The sequence below is a fragment of the Ferrimonas aestuarii genome, from assembly GCF_005116665.1.
Lineage (GTDB): Bacteria > Pseudomonadota > Gammaproteobacteria > Enterobacterales > Shewanellaceae > Ferrimonas > Ferrimonas aestuarii.
In genome coordinates, this window is the sequence record NZ_SWCJ01000018.1 from 41,280 (window position 1) to 59,204 (window position 17,925).

Consider the following 17,925-nt stretch of genomic DNA (forward strand, 5'->3'; position numbering starts at 1 on the left):
GATAGTGTTTACAAAAATACAACATTACCAAGCAACACAGTTTTTATAAGGACTTTCATGCGCATACTGCCAAAAGGACGTCGAGGCCTCTCGATGGGGCTGCCTCTGTTGTCGGTCACCGCTCTGCCCCTGCTTTTGATGCTGAGTTTCAGTTCAAAAGCCGAATCTCAGCTGCAGCTCGAGCCCTGTTACCTCGATGGATTATCGGAGAAGGTCGAATGCGGCAGCCTGACGCTGCCAGAAAACTACGATGCCCCCGATGGCAACACCATCGAGGTGCACTTCGCCCGCTTACCCGCCATTAAGCCCACCCCAGGAAAGCAGCCACTGCTGCTGATCTCCGGAGGACCAGGTCAATCGGCCATCGACAGTGCCGAAATGTTTGATCTGCTGTTCAGTAAAGTGCGACGCAAGCACGATCTTATCCTCGTGGATCAACGGGGCACCGGCCGCTCCAATGCCCTCACCTGCCCTACTGAGCTGCTCGGTGACGCACTGGAGATCAACGATGAAACACAGCCCATGCCAGAGCTGATGCGCCAGTGCTATGAGCAACTCTCCGGAGACGTTCGTTTCTACGATAGCCAGTCGGCCCTTAAGGATCTCGAACAGGTGCGAGCACACCTGAATATCAATAGCTGGCATGTCTATGGCATCAGTTATGGCACCCGCATGGCACAGCTCTATATGCGTCACCACCCCGAGGCACTTAAAACCGTGACGCTCGATGGCGTGGTACCAATGCAGGAGTCGGTAATGGCCATCGGCCCAGCAATTAGCAACGCCATGGACGGAGTATTTGCCCAGTGCGCTGCCGATGAAAGCTGCCAACAGCGCTACCCAAACCTAAAAGCTCAGTTGGACAAACTCAGTGATGAGCTCAGTCAAAAGCCAAAACAAGTGGCGATACTCGACCCTCTGAGCGCCGAATCAAAAACCTTCCTGATCACCCAAACCAAACTGCTTAGCAGTTTGCGTATGGCGCTGTACTCACCGCAATCTCGAAGCCTCATTCCCTTCATCATCGACTCTGCCGCCAATGGCAACGTTCAGCCGCTGTTGGGTCTTCAGGGCAGCGAAGAGGAGATGGGTTTGGCCATGGGGATGCATCTGGCGGTGGTTTGCAGTGAGGACGCTGGCCGAGTGAGTGAGCTGGCTAAGCAGGAGCTTAAGCACCATTCGCACCTATCCAAAACGCTGATCGAGCTGTTTGACGCCGCCTGCCCTATCTGGAACATGCCTCAAGTGGGTGAGGACTTTAGTCAGCCCATCGACAGCAGCATTCCAACCCTGCTGCTCTCCGGAGAACACGATCCGGTTACGCCTCCCGCTTGGGGCGAATTGGCAGCGGAGAAACTTGGCAACCGCCTGCACCTCATTTCGCCCTACGCCACACACGGGGTGATCATGCAAAGCTGTGCCCCCAAGCTGGTGCATCAGCTTATCGAGGACAACAGCCTGGATAACATCGACAGCGAATGCATGGGGGACGATACCCACCGCGCGTTTTACCTGAATGCCAACTCCGTTGAACCCACTACGAGACTGTAACCATGATTGAAGTAACCGGATTAAAAAAACGCATCGGTGAGGTTCAGGCGCTTGACGGCTTAAGTTTCAAAGCCAATAACGGCCAGATCACCGGCTTACTCGGCCCAAATGGCGCCGGTAAAACCACGGCGCTGCGCACGCTATTTTCCATGCTCAAAGCGGACGAAGGCCACTGCTTGGTTGATGGCATCGATGTGGCGAAACAGCCTCAGCTTGCCAAGCAAAGCTTAGGGCTGTTCCCCGATCCCTTCGGCCTTTATGACCGCTTAACCCCTCGGGAGTACATCGCCTTTTTCGCCGAACTCAATGGCATGAACAAAGCGCAAGCGGCGTGTGCCACCGACGCGGTGCTTACCCAGATGCAGCTTCAAGATATTGCCGATCGTGCCTGTAAGGGCTTTTCTCAAGGGCAAAAAATGAAAACCGCGTTAGCCCAAGCCATCGTTCACAAGCCCACCAACATCGTGCTGGATGAACCCTCTCGTGGGCTGGATGTCATGAGCACTCGCGTGCTGCGCCAAACCCTGTCCACCCTTCGAGATGAGGGTCATTGCGTGCTGTTCTCCAGCCACGTAATGCAAGAGGTGGCTGCCCTTTGCGATCAGGTGATCGTGATGGCCAAGGGCAAACTGATCGTACAAGGCTCACCGGATGAGCTTTGCCAACTGGCTAATAAAGACAATCTCGAGGATGCCTTCATCCACCTGATTGGCACCGACGAAGGAATCGCAGCATGAACCGTATCGTTACTTTATTTATGAAGGAGTTTCGGGATGCGTTTCGTGACAAACGCTCCTTCTCGCTGATCTTGGGCTATGGCATCGGTATGCCGATCTTTTTTGCCGGCATCTTCTTTGTCACCATCCAAAGCTTTAGCGAAAAACCCAATATTCCAATCTCCATCCAAGGGGCTGAAAACGGCCCAGATCTGGTGCGATTTCTAAATCTCGCTGGCGTTCACCATGGTGAGGGCGAAGACACCAATGAGATCACCTTAATCATTCCAGATAGCTACGCAGAGCAGCTTTCCAGCGGCAAACCCGCCGAGGTGATCATTGAGGTGGATACGTCGAAAAAAGAGTTGATGCAGCCGCTATCTCAGTTGAAAAACAGCTTGAGAAGCTACTCTCAGGAGATGGCAGCACTGCGACTGATGGCTCGAGGCATTAATCCGCAGGTGGTTCACCCCATCGATCTGGTTACCCATGATTTGGCCACCAACGAGTCGAAATCGATCATGATCCTTGGCTCACTGTTGATGTCCTTTATGATGACGGTGTTCTTCTCTGGCATGAACGTGGCCATCGACACCAGCGCGGGAGAACGGGAGCGTAACTCACTCACGCTGCTGCTATGCCAGCCGATCACCACCAAGGAGATTGTGATTGCCAAGTCGCTGTTGGTGAGCTGTTTCGCCATGCTGGGTTTGCTGCTGACATTGGCCGTGTCAATGGTGGTGTTCCCGCAAGTGCCTTGGCAAGAGCTGGGCTTTAGCTTCAATTTGGATGTGGCCGCTGCCGCGCTGATCTTGATTGGCTGCTTGCCTTTAGCGCTAATGGCCAGCTCGCTGCAACTGTTTGTGTCTTTCTTTGCCAAAACCTTTAAAGAGGCGCAGACCTACCTCACCATGGTGTTGATGGTGCCTGTGGTGGTGGCCATGTTGCCGATGTTTGAAGTGGCACCGGACGTAATGAAGTGGCTGCCCCTGTCGGGCCAACAGATACTGTTCAGTGATTGGCTCACGGGCCGCGGGCTGACTTGGGAGCCGATGATCTTCAGCACCCTCACCACCTTGGCCATTACCGCGGCGCTCACCTATGGCAACATTCGAGCTCTGCGAAGCGAAAAAGTGATTTTCGCCCTGTAACTTGGTAACGCGCCCTCGTCACTGAGGGCGCTAACACTGACACCCTTTTTGCTTAGGCTGGTAATCCAGCACCCCGTCCTGACCCACCTCAAAATCACAGCAGGCCGTCAACTTGCGCTTTAACTGCTGTCGTCCTCGCTGCACTCGGCTTTTGGCTCCGGATAATGACAGCGACAACGCATCGGCGATCTGCTGCTGGGTCTGGCCTTCAAGCTCCGCCATGATCAAAGGTTGACGATATTTGTCCGCCAGCTCATCAATAAAGGGGCGGATGCACTGGGCAACTTGCTGATGTGCCAGCCCCACCTGCTCGGTTTGTGGCTGGGCAAGCTCCTCCGGCAGAGGCTCATGGGGTTTCGTGCGTCGGTAGTGATCCATGATGGTATTGTGAGCGATGCGATAGAGCCACGCCGACAAACTGCCCTTGGCCTTAAGCTGGTGCAGCTGGGTGTGGGCTTTGAGGTACACCTCTTGCAAAATGTCATCCACCAGATCCTCATCGTCGACATAGTGGGCCACATAGCCCCGAAGTTTGTGTTTAAGCTGTTGCCACTGTTCCAACATCAGGCGTTTCATCCGCAGGTTTTGAGTCTCAATTGGAGTATGACGCAGCCACTTTGAAAAAGACGCAAAAAATGTCCCTCAATGGCCAAATCCTGTTACCCCTTGAATTCCCAACCTTAGCCCCAATAACTTAACCAGATTCATTTTAGACAGAGGCAATCGTGCGACATCCCATCTCCGCGTATAACGAACAGGGCGATCTGAAAGCGCCAATGTGGCTCTATCTGTTGCTGGCTTTTCTAGGCCGCACCTGGTTGCTGTTCGTCATTGCCGCCGCCAGTCGCGGGGTGGGATCGGATCTGTTGGCGCTGTTCTACCCCAACCACTACTACTTTTATCTGGGACTGGCCAGCGCCACGCCAACCATCGCGCTGCTGCTCGTTGGCCGACTTAAAACCTCCAAAAAACACAAAACGCCGCGCCCTTGGGCACAGCGATTATGGCAATATGGCCCTGGGATCATCGGCGTCAATCTGGCGGTAGACGTCAGCTTGCAGTTGATGGCGCTCAGCCACCAACCACAGGATCTGTCGCTGTATCAATTGCTGCCCCTTCTGCTCAGCTTCTGGCTAAGCTGGTACCTATTAAAAAGCCGCCGCCTCAGTGACTATTTTCAGGGCAAGCACATACTTCATGACGCCCTGAAAGGACAAAGAGCGTAGATTTACCGTTACGGCTCAAGTCCAGCTTTTCCCTTAAAACTAATTTGACCGTAACCACTCCTACCTTTTAGTTTTAATAACGATAGAATAGAGGCACTTACGAGGAGAACCTATGGAAAGCGCAATGGAATCATTAGCGGGCATTGGCCCATTTTTTCTGTATCTGGCCATTAGCTTGGCTCTACTGGTGGTCTTTAAAGGGATCTACACCATCATCACCCCGTATGATGAGTGGGGACTGGTCAAAAATGAGGGCAACCAAGCCGCAGCCATCGGCATCGGCGGCGCCATGATCGGGTTCACCTTGGCGCTGGCCGCCGCGGCCAGCAACTCCGTCTCCATCACCGACTTCGCCCTGTGGGCAGCAGTGGCACTGGTAGCACAGTTATTGGCGTTCACCTTGGTTCGATTGGCCATTTTGCCCGGATTGGTGGAAAAAATTGAACAAAACAACATTGCCGCTGCCTTGGTTTTGGCCAGCATCAACATCAGCGTAGGCCTGCTAAACGCCGCGTGCATGAGCTACTAGGAGAGTGCGATGAAACGCAGTAAAGGAGTCCTCACTCCCCGATTTAAAAAACGCCTTAGTGTTCCAACGGCCTCCGCCGTGGCGGTGTCTTTGACCCTAACCGGCTGTAGCCCAGAGCCGATGCAGGAAACCGCTCAGGTCTACAAAGACGTCACTGAGTGCATTCAAGTCAACCCAGATCAAGCCCAACTGTGTGAGTCGGTATTCGGTGAAGCCTTAGCCATTGCCGAGGAGACCGCACCGCAATTTGCCTCTCTGGCCGACTGCGAACTGGAATTTGGCGCTGACCAATGCATGGCGGGCGGCAGTGATAACGACAACGCAGACAGTGGCGGCGGCTGGTTTATGCCGATGATGTACGGCTACATGCTGGGTAATATGCTCAGTGGCAGCAAGCGCTACAAAACCGCTCCCGTGTACAGCTCCAAAAATCGCCGCTCTCCCATGTACGGTAAGTTGGTGACTGGCGCCGGTAACACCGTGGGCCGAGCTGGGGATCGCATCGTGCGTACCAGCCCAAGTAACTTCACGCCACAGAAGGCCACTAAAGTGAGCAGTCGTGGTGGGTTCGGTAAGATTGCCCAAACCAAAGCGGTACAGTCGAGCAAGAGCACCTCTAGCCGCTCTCGCTCAAGCAGCCGAAGCTGGGGCGGTTAATGAAACGGCATCTACTCGCGCCTCGCAGTCATTGGCAAAGCCAAGCGGAAACCTACGGCTTTAAATTTCACACCATGTATGGCGAGCCTTACTGGGATGAAAGTCGCTATTACGCCTTTACCTTAAAGCAGATTGAGCAGGATCTGGAAGATCCCACCACAGAGCTCAATCAGATGTGTTTGGAGGTGGTGGATAAGGTGGTGGAAGATGAGCAACTGCTGCGCAAATTCGCCATCCCAGAAGCCCATTGGGAGATGATCGCCCGCTCGTGGCGTCTTCAGGACCCAAGCCTGTATGCACGGCTGGATCTGGCCTACGATGGCCATGGCCCAGCAAAACTGTTGGAGAACAACGCCGATACCCCAACCTCGTTATACGAGAGTGCGTTTTTTCAGTGGCTGTGGCTCGAAGACCGCATCAAAGATGGCAGCCTGCCCCAAGATGCGGATCAGTTCAACGGCATTCAGGAGCAGTTGATCGCTCGTTTCGCTGAGCTCAAGTCCAAATGGCCACCGGTCCCCCTGCATTTTGCCTGCTGTCAGGATACCGAAGAGGATCGCGGCACGGTGCAATACCTGCAAGATTGCGCCGAAGAAGCGGGGCTGGAAGCCAGATTCACCTTTATCGAAGAGATCGGCGTTACCCCGCAAGGGGGCTTTGTGGATGGCTCTGATGAGCCGATTCGCGCCGCGTTTAAGCTCTATCCATGGGAGTTCATGCTCAGAGAGGAGTTTGGCCAGTATCTGGATAAAGCCCAGTGCCGATGGTTGGAGCCAAGTTGGAAATCGATTCTGTCCAACAAAGCGCTGTTGCCGATGCTGTGGAAGCTGTTCCCGAACCACCCTAACCTATTGCCTGCCTATTTCAGCGATGAGATCAGCCAGGCTCGGGAATCCCGCTTGGTGGAAAAGCCAATCTACAGCCGAGAAGGGGCCAACATTCGCATTCTCGACGGTGGCAATGCCATCGCCGACAGTGACGGCCCATACGGTGAAGAGGGGGTTATCTATCAAGCCTATCAGCCTCTGGCTAAGTTTGATGATGACTACGCCCTAATCGGCTCTTGGATTGTTGGCGATCAGGCGGCGGGGATCTCCGTTCGCGAAGATCACAGCAAGATCACTCAGGATCTATCACGCTTCGTGCCCCACGCCATCATCGACTGACCCCAGTCGATGCAGACGCAGAAATACAAAGGCCACTCAAATGAGTGGCCTTTGTCGATGAGGCTGAGAAATTATGCGGCGTTTAGAAGATGAACGATGCCAGGCAAACGATCATTCCCAACGAACCGACAACGGCACCCAGTGCGTACTTAACATTAGTATCCATGGCACTACTCCTACATTTCCATGCAAACGATATTGACACCAGCTTACGCCTTATGATGGGTGGCTCAATCCTTAGCCACCGCATCTGTTAACTGGATCACATCAATATTTTCTGAGTGATTAATCGGTTATCCCAATCTGTGCGCTAGAGTATCTGGACATCAAGATCCGCGAGTTTCTCTAACAGTGAATTGGGTACCGACTCGATGGTCACCGACTCTGTGCCCGAAAATTGGATGTAATAGTCGTCATCCCCTCCGAACCGGCAACGTCCGAAGCAATCTCGGCCGCCAGCAAGGGTTAGCTTGCCTTGATAATCACCGGCGCTGACTTTCACCACCACCGGCTGCTTGAGTAGCTCTCGATACAGTTGCTCACTGTAGTCCCGCTTTTTACGTTCACCGCTGTTGGCATACTTTTCTACTTTGACCGCCCAAGCACTGCGCTTTTGACCAAATCCACGCTCTTGCAGCTGCTGGTACACAAAGTGCCCTCGATTATAGGTGTGAAAATCGCGATTAAGCCCATCGAGGATCGGCTTGTGAGGCATGGTCCAACTGATGGGCACCAACAGATCCGAATGGCGGTCATCCGCGGGTCGAATCTCGATATCGCCGATGGTCAATTGAGTCTGCTGTTTGATGGTTGCCACCACTTGCTCGTTAAGGGTGTCCGTTGCCTGCTGCCACTGAGTCTGCCCCTTGCCTGTCAATGCCTGCCAATCGATGGCTTCGCCTTGCTTGGAAAGCGTCAGTCTGCGAATCTCCTCGCCTTGGTGGCGTAGCACCAAACTCAGAGTCAGCTCTGCGCCCGAGTTAACTTGATTCAGGCTTAACCCCGTGACGGCAATCGGATTGGCTTCCTTGTAGTTAAGCAGCGGCGAACGTTGCCCAAGATGCTTAGTCAGAACCGTAAATTGATCGTCACCTTTGCTGTTACAGCGACCTCCAAAGCAGTCTTGACCCAGTGCCAACAACACCTGAGCATGCTGGCCTGCGAAACTGGCCTCCAATGCCAATTGGTGCTTCACCAGCCACTGGAATAGATCCGCAGAATAGGGGTTGTTCTGGTGCTCGCCTTGGTTCCAGATGCGACTGATGCCAAAGCCATTGGGCTTGCCTTGACGGCGATTGGCCTTAATCACATCCTTAAAAGCGATGCGGCGGTTTTTGTAATCATGAAAATGTCGATTGGCAACCTTAAGTAACGGCGCAGCATCCAGCTGCCACTTAAACGGCACCAACAGCGTGTATTTGCCATCTGGCGTCGGCATCACCGACAACTTACCCTGCGCAACGAACTCTGGTTGCATCATGGCAAACAACAGCTGCTCGCGAAGGTCGGTTTTAGCAGACTCCACTTCACCCTGAACCTGTTTGGCTTTATCGGCCAAACTGCCTTTAGGCAGCGCAACCTTGGTAACGTTGCTCGCGGAACTGTCCGGCGTCGATTTACGCTGCTCTTGCTGTTCACGCTCAGCTTTTTTAGACGCATTTAGTGCCTGAACCGCTTCCAAAGAGCGGCGGGCCTGTTTACGCTGCTCTGTTTTATAATCTTCATATGCGGCATTGCCAACCACTAGCCCCATGGCGACCAGTAGCGCTATCAAAAAAAGTTGGGCGCCTTTACTGGTTTTTGGCGAACCCCAATGTTGGCCATCAGCACGATTCGGTTTCTCGGCATTCGAAGCCTTGGCTTGTGCTTGATGTTTGGCTTCGGCCATCTGCTCAAGCTGCAGTACGACATGATCGCAGCGACGAACAAACTCGTGCTGATCGTCAATTTCAAATCCCTCTTCGTGAACCGCTTTGTTACGCACAGTCGCAATCCATCGGATCTGGCGCACCAGTAGCTTTGGCAACTGACTTTCACAACTGCTGAGTTTTTCATGCAGGCCCCGCCCTTCGGCACCCAGCTCACTGACTAATTTCGACTCAATCCGTTTCGCTTGTTGAACGGCAACTTCAATACTTCCCACACACTACCCTTGTACTTATTACTTACCTGTTCGATTGGCTGTAAATTCTCGACTTACCAATCATTATCAAAACTAGAGCTGCAGCTAAAACTGTCATCGAAACTGCTGCCCATATTGTCATCGAAGCTGCTGCCCATACTGTCGTTCATGCCAACGCCTAAACCAAAGTCACTACCGATACCAGTGTCGATTCCGATGCTATCTGAACAGCCAAAGGCATTCCCTCCAGCATCCACCCCGCCCAGTCCTCCCATCATTGGCAAACTGGTGGCAGGATTGATATCCAACGAGAAATCATCACTCAGTGCTGTTGAATTCAATGAAGGCTCATTTGGTTCCAACATATCGTCAAAGACCACCTCGGAATCCGTTGCATTGGCTCTGGAAAACAATTGGTCCCCCACCAGAGTCAAATTGTCATGCTTTTGTTCAAACACACTGGCTTGGTTCGAAAACAGGGATTTTCCCTCCGACTCTATGGCCTCCCCTTGCGGTTCAGGAACCTTGGGAATGTCAGAGTTGTCATCGGAGAACGTCGGGTCTTCCCCAAAGGGATCGGAGTCTTGTGCCGACTCGGCCTTTGGGTTACGGCTAGCGGCGAGTTCTGGAGTTGGCTGCTTATTGACAGCAAACCATCTTGAGAGAAATGACAACAGGGCGATGATTCCCGTCTTACTTTAAACACAGCTCATTCTAACAGGTGTAAAGCAAAATCTTCATTTTAAATAATGAGTTAACCTAAATGGAGAACAAATATAGAGTAAAACTATTACCCTACACTGACTCTTCCACTTCAGACCCTTGATTGTGACCATCGCCATCAATTAATCCATAACGATATGCCAATCCAATCAAATGAGTACGATTTCGAGCATTGAATAACTGCTTCAATCGATCCAGGTGATAATTCACGCCACTTTCGGTCAACGACAGTTGCGCCGCCAACTCAGCGCTGGAATGGCCAAAAGCGGTTAATTTTAAGATCATCAAAGAGCGCTCTGAAATGCAGTTGAAGTTGGTGATGGGATTAAGCTTAGCAATATGACGCTCACTCAATAAGCTGGAGTAAAGTGACAATCGCAGCTCTGTCTCCTTCTGTTCAACACTGAGGTTTTGCAACAACTGGTCTCTGGACAAATCAGAAAAAAACACAAAAACCGCCAACCAGTTAGGGCTGTATGAACTCGGCAAATGCCACACACCGCGACTGCGCAAACCGTAATCTGACATTAGTCGCACCAATTGCGACCCAGTCCGGGTTTTCTCATCGGGATCGTCCCACACACTCAAGCCCATTGGATGGCGATTAAAATATGCCTTGTCTTGTGAAGCAAAGTGCTGCAAATAACGGCTGCGAAATTGCAGAATATCTGAACTTGAAGCGACCGTATAAGCGGCTCGGTTCATCTCACTGGGACGACGGCGATACAATTTACGGAACTGATGGGGGCTCTGAGGTTGCAATCGTGTGGTAATCCCATAGAAGAACTCGGTTATCCCGTACTGTGACAAGTACCGCTTAAGGTGAGCCATTAGTGCTTCGTCTACCGGGCACGCTAGAGTTAGAGAAGAATCGTTAGAAGTTATAGACATCGATTTAATAAACCAAATTAGTTAAAGGCTGGCGATGAACGCCAACCTCCATCGTTACTGTGTGTTTGGGTGGCAAGTCATACACGAATAGGGATCGGGAAAACTGGCACTCATGTCCCAATCGGAATTCTTAGCGCTCCATATCGCCTCATAAGGTTCATAGTTACCAAACTTATCCCTAGGCAGTGCATTCACATCCGAAGGGTAATTGTTATAAATCTTACCGTTGCTGACCAATTCATCGCCTTGGTATAAACGCTGAGTCGACGCCTCACCGTGATGTTTAGGAACGTGACTCTCCCCTCCATGGCACCAAAAACAACGAGCCGTTTCATTATGCCCTAAAGGAGCTCCATTACTGCCGTGACAGGTTGCACAATAATAGGGCTGAGTTTGGTCGAAGCCATCAACACTATTAATGGGCCAGTTTTGACCACCATGACCTAGCGGCTGCTTAACCTCATTATGACACTCATTGCAGTCTGCGACGCCCCACCCGAAATGCTGCTCCGTCAGCACAGGAGATCCCTCATCAGGACTCGGCAAATCAAATGTCTGCAAAGCAACCCAATCGGAGCCATCTTTGGCGTCGCTAAAATCTCTCTGTGTGGAATGCTCCCCATTAAATTCTTCCATACCCCACAACTCGTAATGACTCATGTACCCAGCGATGACCAACTCAACGGGTTGATTCATCACCCAAGTATCACTCATTAGATGCAGTACGTTACCTCCAAATTTAAACTGCCAATCGAGACGACAATGCTCAGGGTCGACCAGCAGATCCATTCCACCTTTCTCCGGTAGATGAAACTCGCAACGACTACCTGGATTCACTATTTGCTCTCCATGCCCCTGATATGCAGCAAAGTCGCCGTTAGTCGCCATTTCTCCATAGACGGTACTCCAACCTCGTCCAACGGTGGAATCCAGCCCATCAAAACTAAACAGCGCAAAATGCTCCACTTTGGCTCCAGTTGACAGTGTCGGCCAATAATTGAACTTCACATCCCACCCCTGATCATAAGCGGATAGGAACACATCCATTTTTGTGATCACACCGGGCTGGAAGATATCTGGCCGCATATCGTGCGCCGTCACCTCCAAGTTTTGGATTACGATAGGGGCACCGCTGCCTTTATTTACCATCAGTTGAGGCACCACCACCTTGCCATCAAACTGAGCGAGTCGGGCCATTTCTCGATCTTGAACCCACTGACGGCGCTGAGTCATTTCCGTGGAAAAAGGTTGGAAACGCACTCCCATGCCTGGCTGCAACCACATCTGGTCTAACCGCTCATAATGAGCCTCTCCTTGCGGGCCCTTTCCATCCAAGCTGCCGTTGAGTTTCTTCTGCTCGCCACCGTGAGATTTAATGCGCGCATACCAATCTTTGCTATGGGAGTTGTCATAGCCATTATCATCAGCTTCATCAAAGAGGCCATCACCATTTCGATCCCACGAAACCACAAACTCGTAGGTATCTCTCCCACTCTCCGTTGGGAAAATCAACTGCTCAAAACGAAGATCAGGCCGGATATGGACCAAATAACGTAAGAGATCAAATACCGAAAACTGCCCCTCGACAAAGATATCAGGGCGCGCACTGCGCCCGCCTAGTCCATCAGGGTTGGTCGCTAAAACACTAGCCATCTGTTTCAGATCCACCTGAATGCTGACTTCTTGAGGATTATGCACGCCCGCTAAGTGGCCATCTCGCTCGTCGACATAACCATCACCGTTCAGATCCGTGGCCATATCACTTTGCAGCCAATCCTTAAGCTTATCGTCATAGCGCCCAAGATAGACGGAAACCTCACCTTCAAACTTAGCGCTAGGAGTTACGTCCACAGTCAAAAAAGGAGCCTTAGCCTTCGGGGGAGTACTCGATGACCGTTGGTGAGTATCCTCACCACAGCCAGAAATCAGGAGCGAAGCCACTGCCCCTGCGAGCAGCAATGTTGTTGTCTTCATCATTATTTTGTCTCTTGTCGTTGCCTTACCGTTTGGTATGGGCCAACAAGATTAGAGGAGGACGATTAACTCACTACTATTAGTATTATTAGTGTTTTGATGCGTAGAGTAACTCTGTGATCCAACTATCAGTCTGTCTCCACAACCTAAAACAAACTCTAGCGTGTAGATAAAAACAGCGTTCTGAACCTATTTTGTGCAACAAAAAAAACACAATTGACCTCAAGGCAAGCGTAGTACAACCATTAATATAAATGTAATTAATTTTAAAATTACAAATAATAGAAAAGGCTCAACGAATTAACAATCCAGCATACCAAGAACAGTTTCAGCTTCAATTTCAATTTCAATAAATAGAACGCGATTTAAATATTCTCCTGTAATGAAATTTAATGAAAAGTGTCACACTGCATTGATAGTTTTCGCTCTCAAATTATTGAGAGAGTATACATTATGCTTATTACTAACAAAGCCAAGTTGTCACCGTTATTTGTTACTGTATCACTACTTATTTATACGCCTGTGGCATATTCAACTGAGAGATTTCCTGTCAGTTTAGATTTGCCCATTTCAGACGCTGTAGACGCCCTCAATAATCAGTGCACCACCTTCTACGCCGATACTCAGTCCGATCATAGCTTTGAGATCAGTGATCATCACCAATCGGCTGAATTTTCTCACACGTGGCCCGACGGCAGTAAAACTCTGTTTATCTCTCACTCAGAGATGGACAGCAACGATCAGGGCCAAATACTGAGCTTTCACGCGCCCGCCTCCATGTTTAGCAACGACTTGATCGACCAACAGCGTGAACTGAAACTGGTGGAAAAACACTATATTGATGAACAGCACCCTTCTGGTATGGCATGGCTTCCCTCCCCAATAGACGCCCACCATGGCGTATTGGTCATAGCCTCCGAGGAGAATGGCGAACTGCTGTTCAAACACAGTGATGCATCAGGAAAAATTACCACGACCCAAACCTTTGTCCCTAATGATGTTGCCAACATCACCGACGTCTGGGCCTTCGAAAAAGATCAGCAGCTTTGGCTGATTGTCCACGACATGAACCATGGCCGCGGTGCTGCTTATCAGGCCAACATCGACGAACTGTTTACCTCTGATCACCAACTGGATCTCACTGCACTCCATTTCAATAACCACTATCAATCCCCTGATGAAACTGGCTGTAATAAAAGCCTAGGCCAGAACGCCCAGGTTGTACGTGATAGCAACAACGACTGGTACGTGGTGCACACCTACTCTGATGGTCTGTTCTGCGGAATAAATAGTGGCGATATCAAAATAAAAGCGTATTCAATTAATTTTGATTCCGAACTATTCAATATCAATCAAGATCCAGTTCCAAGCGTTGTGAAAACTCTTCCTTACCAAAGCAGCTTTAAAGGTTCTGGTGCCGATGGCGCAGCCGGATTCCGAATAAGCAGCCAAGGAAAACTCACCCTGATATTAGGCGAGCAGTTTGCCTCTTTATCAGGATTTAACTGGCGTTCAGCTTTAGTTGAATGCCGATAAGAAACTCTACAACATAATAAAAGCCCCAGGTTTGCAATGAAGTTAAATAAAATAAATATCGCAATAATGACCGCGTTAATCGGCTCAAGCGCAGCCTCTTTCAGCCCATTGTCTTACGCTGAAACCAGTACCGAGTCCCATATTGATGACGCGGAAGTGATCGCCGTTGTTGGCTATCGAAAGAGCTTGAAGCAAAGCCAATTTTTAAAACAGGAAGCCACCGGAACCCAAGAGAGCATTCTCTCTGAAGACATTGGCGACTTTCCCGATCTCAACCTCGCGGAGTCGCTACAAAGAATTCCTGGCGTCTCAATCTCTCGTGATTCCGGCGAAGGCCGTCAGATCTCTCTACGCGGGCTGGGACCCAACTTTACCCGTACCCGCCTCAATGGTATGGAAGCGCTATTTGTAACCGATTCGGGCATCGACCAGCGCGGCGGCGCCTCCCGAACCCGAGATTTTGACTTCAGCGTATTCGCCTCAGAACTGTTTAATCGAGTCGACGTACTGAAATCCTATGAGGCTAAACAGGACGAAGGCGGCATCGCGGGCACCGTTGATCTCTATACTGCCAAGCCCTTTGATTACGACGATGAAGGCTGGAACGGCGTATTCAGTGCCAAAGGGCTCTATAACGACAGGAATGACTCCACCGATCCTCGCTTTGCTGCGTTGGTATCAAACCGCTGGGATAATTTTGGTGCCCTATTCTCAGCTGCGTACTCGACGGTGGATACCATTGAAGAGGGCTATCACGTCTGGTCATGGAAGCAGGCCAGCTTTGGTGCGGATAACGTCGCCGATAGCGTCGATGCCGCTGTGGCCGATCGCCTTATCAATGCTGAAGGTACCGATCGCGTTTTCGTACCTCGAGCCAACAACATCGCCTCTTGGGCCAACACCCGAGAGCGCCTAGGGTTAACGGCCGCCTTCCAGTGGCAGCCCGCTGACCGTTTGTCGATGGACCTAGACCTGCTCTATGGCGAGCTCTCCAATGACCGCATTGAAAACCAACTGTCCACTGCTGGCACCAACGCCTTTACTGGTGACGTCAACAAAGGGCAGTTACTCACCGATGCGGAAATTCACGGAGACAACTTGGTTTATGCGCAGTTTGATCATTTGGATCTTCGCACCGAATCCAAAGTCAGTTATAGCGAGTCCACCTTTACTCAGTTGTCACTGAACACTAACTATGAGCTCAGTGACCGCTTGGTGGCGAACTTGCTGCTGGGTTACTCTGACTCCGATTTCGATATGCCAATTCATGACAAGGTGTTTGCTGAAGCCGCGGATCATACGGTGTCCATCGACTGGCGCAGCGGCAATCACGGCCACAACAACTACGATTTTGACGTCACCGATGAGAGCGAATGGAACCTAATGCGCTCAGACGTACGTGAAGACAGCATGGACAACAGCTACGGCACTGCCAAGCTGGATCTGAGCTATGAAGTGATGGACGACCACTACCTAATGTTTGGTGTCCATTATAAGGAGTATGAGTCCAGCGGCTGGGAGCGCCGCAATCGCGTTGACTGGCTAAACGACCCTGACGCTCCGGATGCGGTGTTCCAGCAAACCGCCATTCCGGTTCTTAGCCCCTACGCCATTGCCAACAATCAGGCGACGTTCGAAAGACTGGAAGCCACAGGCAAGATCTCCCGCTCTTTAGACGAGAGCCACAACCGTCCAGGCACCGTGTATGACATAGAGGAAGATACCTTAAGTCTCTATGCCCAGTACGAGTGGCGCTCAGAGTTGCTGCACTATCCAGTTCGAGGCAACATCGGCGTTCGCTGGGTGGAAACCGACCAAGTTTCCGCCGGTGAAGTGCAGCTTGGTGCCGATGAGTTCGATTTTGCTGAATTCAACAACGACTACACAGAGCTGCTACCAAGCTTAAACGTAGTGGTTGACCTCAACGACGATCTGCTAGCCCGTTTGGGCCTAAATCGGAATCTATCCCGCCCAGGCCTAAATCAACTGCGCGCCGCCGCTCAAGTTCAAGTCGCCGATCAGAGCATCAACGCCGGTAACCCCAATCTGGAGCCCTTTATTGCTGACTCTCTGGATCTGTCGCTGGAGTACTACTCCGATAACCTGACAGCCAGCTTGGCCTATTTCTATAAGGACATGGAGGGTTTTATCGTTCAGCAGTCGCAAACCATGGCCTACAAGGATACCGGTTACCCACTGGCGTTTTTGGACTTCGATCCTCGCGTCACCCCGCAATCTGAATTCACTGTATCTCAACCGGTAAACTCCGAGGACGCCTACGTACAAGGAGTCGAGCTGTCACTGCAGTTTATGTTTGAGTTTCTGCCTGAACCATGGAACAACTTAGGCTTTAACGGCAACCTTACCTACGCCGATGGCGAAACCACCATCTACAACGAAGGTCAGGCTCACAAAGTGGCTCCTCCCGGACTGTCTGAATGGTCAAATAACGTCACCCTGTTCTACGAAACCAACACCTATGGGGTTCGAGTCTCTAGCTCCCATCGCGATGAGTTCATCACCGGTGAAGGTGCCAGCCAGAACATTGTTGCCGGCTACGAAGAGACGCTGTTTGTCGACTTCAAAGCCCATATCAACCTGACCGACAGCCTCAAGATTTCACTTGAGGGAACTAACCTCACCGACGAAGCCATTGTTCAGTTCTTAGATGACCGCACTCAGTCTTACACCCAAAGCGGCCGTAACTTTATTCTTGGCGTCAACTACGCATTCTAAAACCCAATGCCCCTGCTTGCGGGGGCATCTTTGAGGCCATCATGAAACCACTGCTTTTATCCATTCTATTCCTGATCGCCAGCCAAACTGGGGCGGCCCAATCTGAGCCGCTCGCGGTAGGCGTCATCGCCGATTGCCAATACGCCGATCAGAACCACAAAGGCCAACGCCTGTACCGAAGCTGCCCCGACAAGCTGCAACACGCTGCAGAGGTATTTAATCAGCAGCCACTAGATCATGTGGTTCATCTGGGGGACTTTATTGACAAAGATTGGCGCAGTTTTGCTCCGCTAGTTAAGATCACCAACACCCTAAATGCTCCGGTATTTCATGTACTAGGAAATCACGACCTTGAGGTCGCCGACGACAAGAAAGCACAGGTAACTACCGCACTAAACATGCCATCACGCTACTACAGTCTGCAGCGGGGAGCGTGGCGCTTTATCGCCGTGGATGGCAATGACGTCAGCACCTATGGCTGGCCCAAATCGTCACCAGAGCACCAAAGAAATCTAAAACTGTATCAACAGCGCTATGCTGGACTTGCAACTTGGAACGGCGGGATTGGCGATAAGCAGCTCAATTGGATTGAAGAGCAGCTTCGTCAGGCCAAAAACGCCCAACAGCAGGTGGTATTTTACTGCCACTTCCCCATCTTTCCTGACGATCCCCATAACCTATGGAACGCCGATGAGCTATTGGCACTGATTGACCGTTATCCCAATGTCGTCGCTTGGATCAACGGCCACAATCACAAGGGCAACTATGGTAAACGCCGCGGAGTACACTATTTAAATTTACACGGTATGTTGGATACTGAGCAGACCGCATTTAGCGTGTTAACCCTGACCGATACCGAGATTCGAGTCAAAGGCTACGGCCGTCAGCCAAGCTTGCGATTGCCGCTCAACTGACGCCCCTGAAATGCGCGCCTCGACGGACACCGA

Annotated in this window: 15 protein-coding genes; 10 read left to right on the forward strand and 5 right to left on the reverse strand. The window is 51.2% G+C overall.

The window, feature by feature from the left end; all coding sequences use genetic code 11:
- Positions 1-57 precede the first annotated feature (57 nt).
- Genes FCL42_RS17700 through FCL42_RS17710 form a run of 3 tightly spaced genes read left to right on the forward strand, consistent with a single transcriptional unit; the run spans position 58 to position 3,418 of the window.
- On the forward strand, positions 58-1,551 hold the full coding sequence (locus FCL42_RS17700) for an alpha/beta hydrolase (RefSeq protein ID WP_169308439.1): 1,494 nt from the start codon (positions 58-60) through the stop codon (positions 1,549-1,551).
- Between the two features lie 2 nt (positions 1,552-1,553).
- Positions 1,554-2,288, forward strand: a complete 735-nt coding sequence (locus FCL42_RS17705) for an ABC transporter ATP-binding protein (RefSeq protein ID WP_136864765.1) — start codon at positions 1,554-1,556, stop codon at positions 2,286-2,288.
- The gene (locus FCL42_RS17710; RefSeq protein ID WP_136864766.1) at positions 2,285-3,418 is read left to right on the forward strand and encodes an ABC transporter permease; all 1,134 of its coding nucleotides are present in this window, start codon (positions 2,285-2,287) and stop codon (positions 3,416-3,418) included. The genes FCL42_RS17705 and FCL42_RS17710 overlap by 4 nt, the downstream gene beginning before the upstream one ends.
- Before the next feature lie 30 nt (positions 3,419-3,448).
- Here FCL42_RS17710 and sigZ read toward each other — a convergent pair whose 3' ends face one another.
- Complete coding sequence (sigZ, locus tag FCL42_RS17715; RefSeq protein WP_229359901.1) at positions 3,449-3,994, reverse strand: RNA polymerase sigma factor SigZ; 546 nt, start codon at positions 3,992-3,994, stop codon at positions 3,449-3,451.
- 149 nt (positions 3,995-4,143) lie between these two features.
- On the opposite strand from sigZ, the gene FCL42_RS17720 reads away from it, so the two are divergent.
- The 4 genes from FCL42_RS17720 (at position 4,144) to FCL42_RS17735 (ending at position 6,996) form a co-directional block, all read left to right on the forward strand.
- Positions 4,144-4,644, forward strand: coding sequence for a DUF2919 domain-containing protein (locus FCL42_RS17720; RefSeq protein ID WP_136864767.1), 501 nt, complete (start codon positions 4,144-4,146; stop codon positions 4,642-4,644).
- A 112-nt stretch (positions 4,645-4,756) separates the two neighbouring features.
- Complete coding sequence (locus tag FCL42_RS17725; protein ID WP_136864768.1) at positions 4,757-5,173, forward strand: DUF350 domain-containing protein; 417 nt, start codon at positions 4,757-4,759, stop codon at positions 5,171-5,173.
- A 9-nt stretch (positions 5,174-5,182) separates the two neighbouring features.
- Positions 5,183-5,830 (forward strand): DUF1190 domain-containing protein, encoded by a 648-nt coding sequence (locus FCL42_RS17730; protein WP_136864769.1) that lies wholly within the window; start codon positions 5,183-5,185, stop codon positions 5,828-5,830.
- The gene (locus FCL42_RS17735) at positions 5,830-6,996 is read left to right on the forward strand and encodes a glutathionylspermidine synthase family protein (protein WP_136864770.1); all 1,167 of its coding nucleotides are present in this window, start codon (positions 5,830-5,832) and stop codon (positions 6,994-6,996) included. Before FCL42_RS17730 ends, FCL42_RS17735 begins: the two co-directional genes overlap by 1 nt.
- Before the next feature lie 310 nt (positions 6,997-7,306).
- Here the strand turns inward: FCL42_RS17735 and FCL42_RS17740 are convergent, their stop codons facing one another.
- The 4 genes from FCL42_RS17740 to FCL42_RS17755 all read right to left on the reverse strand — a co-directional run bounded on the left by FCL42_RS17740 (position 7,307) and on the right by FCL42_RS17755 (position 12,583).
- Positions 7,307-9,139, reverse strand: coding sequence for a hypothetical protein (locus FCL42_RS17740; protein WP_136864771.1), 1,833 nt, complete (start codon positions 9,137-9,139; stop codon positions 7,307-7,309).
- A gap of 53 nt (positions 9,140-9,192) precedes the next feature.
- Positions 9,193-9,792: a hypothetical protein gene (locus tag FCL42_RS17745; protein ID WP_136864772.1), complete on the reverse strand. Its 600-nt coding sequence runs from the start codon at positions 9,790-9,792 to the stop codon at positions 9,193-9,195.
- A gap of 121 nt (positions 9,793-9,913) precedes the next feature.
- The gene (locus tag FCL42_RS17750) at positions 9,914-10,672 is read right to left on the reverse strand and encodes a response regulator transcription factor (protein ID WP_169308440.1); all 759 of its coding nucleotides are present in this window, start codon (positions 10,670-10,672) and stop codon (positions 9,914-9,916) included.
- 114 nt (positions 10,673-10,786) lie between these two features.
- Positions 10,787-12,583, reverse strand: a complete 1,797-nt coding sequence (locus tag FCL42_RS17755) for a PDC sensor domain-containing protein (RefSeq protein WP_229359906.1) — start codon at positions 12,581-12,583, stop codon at positions 10,787-10,789.
- Between the two features lie 522 nt (positions 12,584-13,105).
- Between FCL42_RS17755 and FCL42_RS17760 the strand changes: the two genes are divergently transcribed.
- From FCL42_RS17760 to FCL42_RS17770, 3 genes are all read left to right on the forward strand, one after another.
- Positions 13,106-14,242, forward strand: coding sequence for a hypothetical protein (locus FCL42_RS17760; protein ID WP_136864775.1), 1,137 nt, complete (start codon positions 13,106-13,108; stop codon positions 14,240-14,242).
- 66 nt (positions 14,243-14,308) lie between these two features.
- A complete protein-coding gene (locus FCL42_RS17765) occupies positions 14,309-16,978 on the forward strand; it encodes a TonB-dependent receptor (protein ID WP_229359902.1) in 2,670 nt (889 codons plus the stop codon).
- Between the two features lie 41 nt (positions 16,979-17,019).
- On the forward strand, positions 17,020-17,892 hold the full coding sequence (locus FCL42_RS17770; RefSeq protein WP_136864777.1) for a metallophosphoesterase: 873 nt from the start codon (positions 17,020-17,022) through the stop codon (positions 17,890-17,892).
- Positions 17,893-17,925 lie beyond the last annotated feature (33 nt).

What these genes read in the sequence shown, in the direction of transcription:
- FCL42_RS17765 (WP_229359902.1), top strand. Translation starts at nt 14,309, where the DNA reads ATGACCGCGTTAATCGGCTCAAGCGCAGCCTCTTTCAGCCCATTGTCT.
- FCL42_RS17700 (WP_169308439.1), top strand. Translation starts at nt 58, where the DNA reads ATGCGCATACTGCCAAAAGGACGTCGAGGCCTCTCGATGGGGCTGCCT.
- FCL42_RS17735 (WP_136864770.1), top strand. Translation starts at nt 5,830, where the DNA reads ATGAAACGGCATCTACTCGCGCCTCGCAGTCATTGGCAAAGCCAAGCG.
- FCL42_RS17725 (WP_136864768.1), top strand. Translation starts at nt 4,757, where the DNA reads ATGGAAAGCGCAATGGAATCATTAGCGGGCATTGGCCCATTTTTTCTG.
- FCL42_RS17705 (WP_136864765.1), top strand. Translation starts at nt 1,554, where the DNA reads ATGATTGAAGTAACCGGATTAAAAAAACGCATCGGTGAGGTTCAGGCG.
- FCL42_RS17730 (WP_136864769.1), top strand. Translation starts at nt 5,183, where the DNA reads ATGAAACGCAGTAAAGGAGTCCTCACTCCCCGATTTAAAAAACGCCTT.
- FCL42_RS17770 (WP_136864777.1), top strand. Translation starts at nt 17,020, where the DNA reads ATGAAACCACTGCTTTTATCCATTCTATTCCTGATCGCCAGCCAAACT.
- FCL42_RS17750 (WP_169308440.1), bottom strand. Translation starts at nt 10,672, where the DNA reads ATGGCTCACCTTAAGCGGTACTTGTCACAGTACGGGATAACCGAGTTC.
- sigZ (WP_229359901.1), bottom strand. Translation starts at nt 3,994, where the DNA reads ATGAAACGCCTGATGTTGGAACAGTGGCAACAGCTTAAACACAAACTT.
- FCL42_RS17710 (WP_136864766.1), top strand. Translation starts at nt 2,285, where the DNA reads ATGAACCGTATCGTTACTTTATTTATGAAGGAGTTTCGGGATGCGTTT.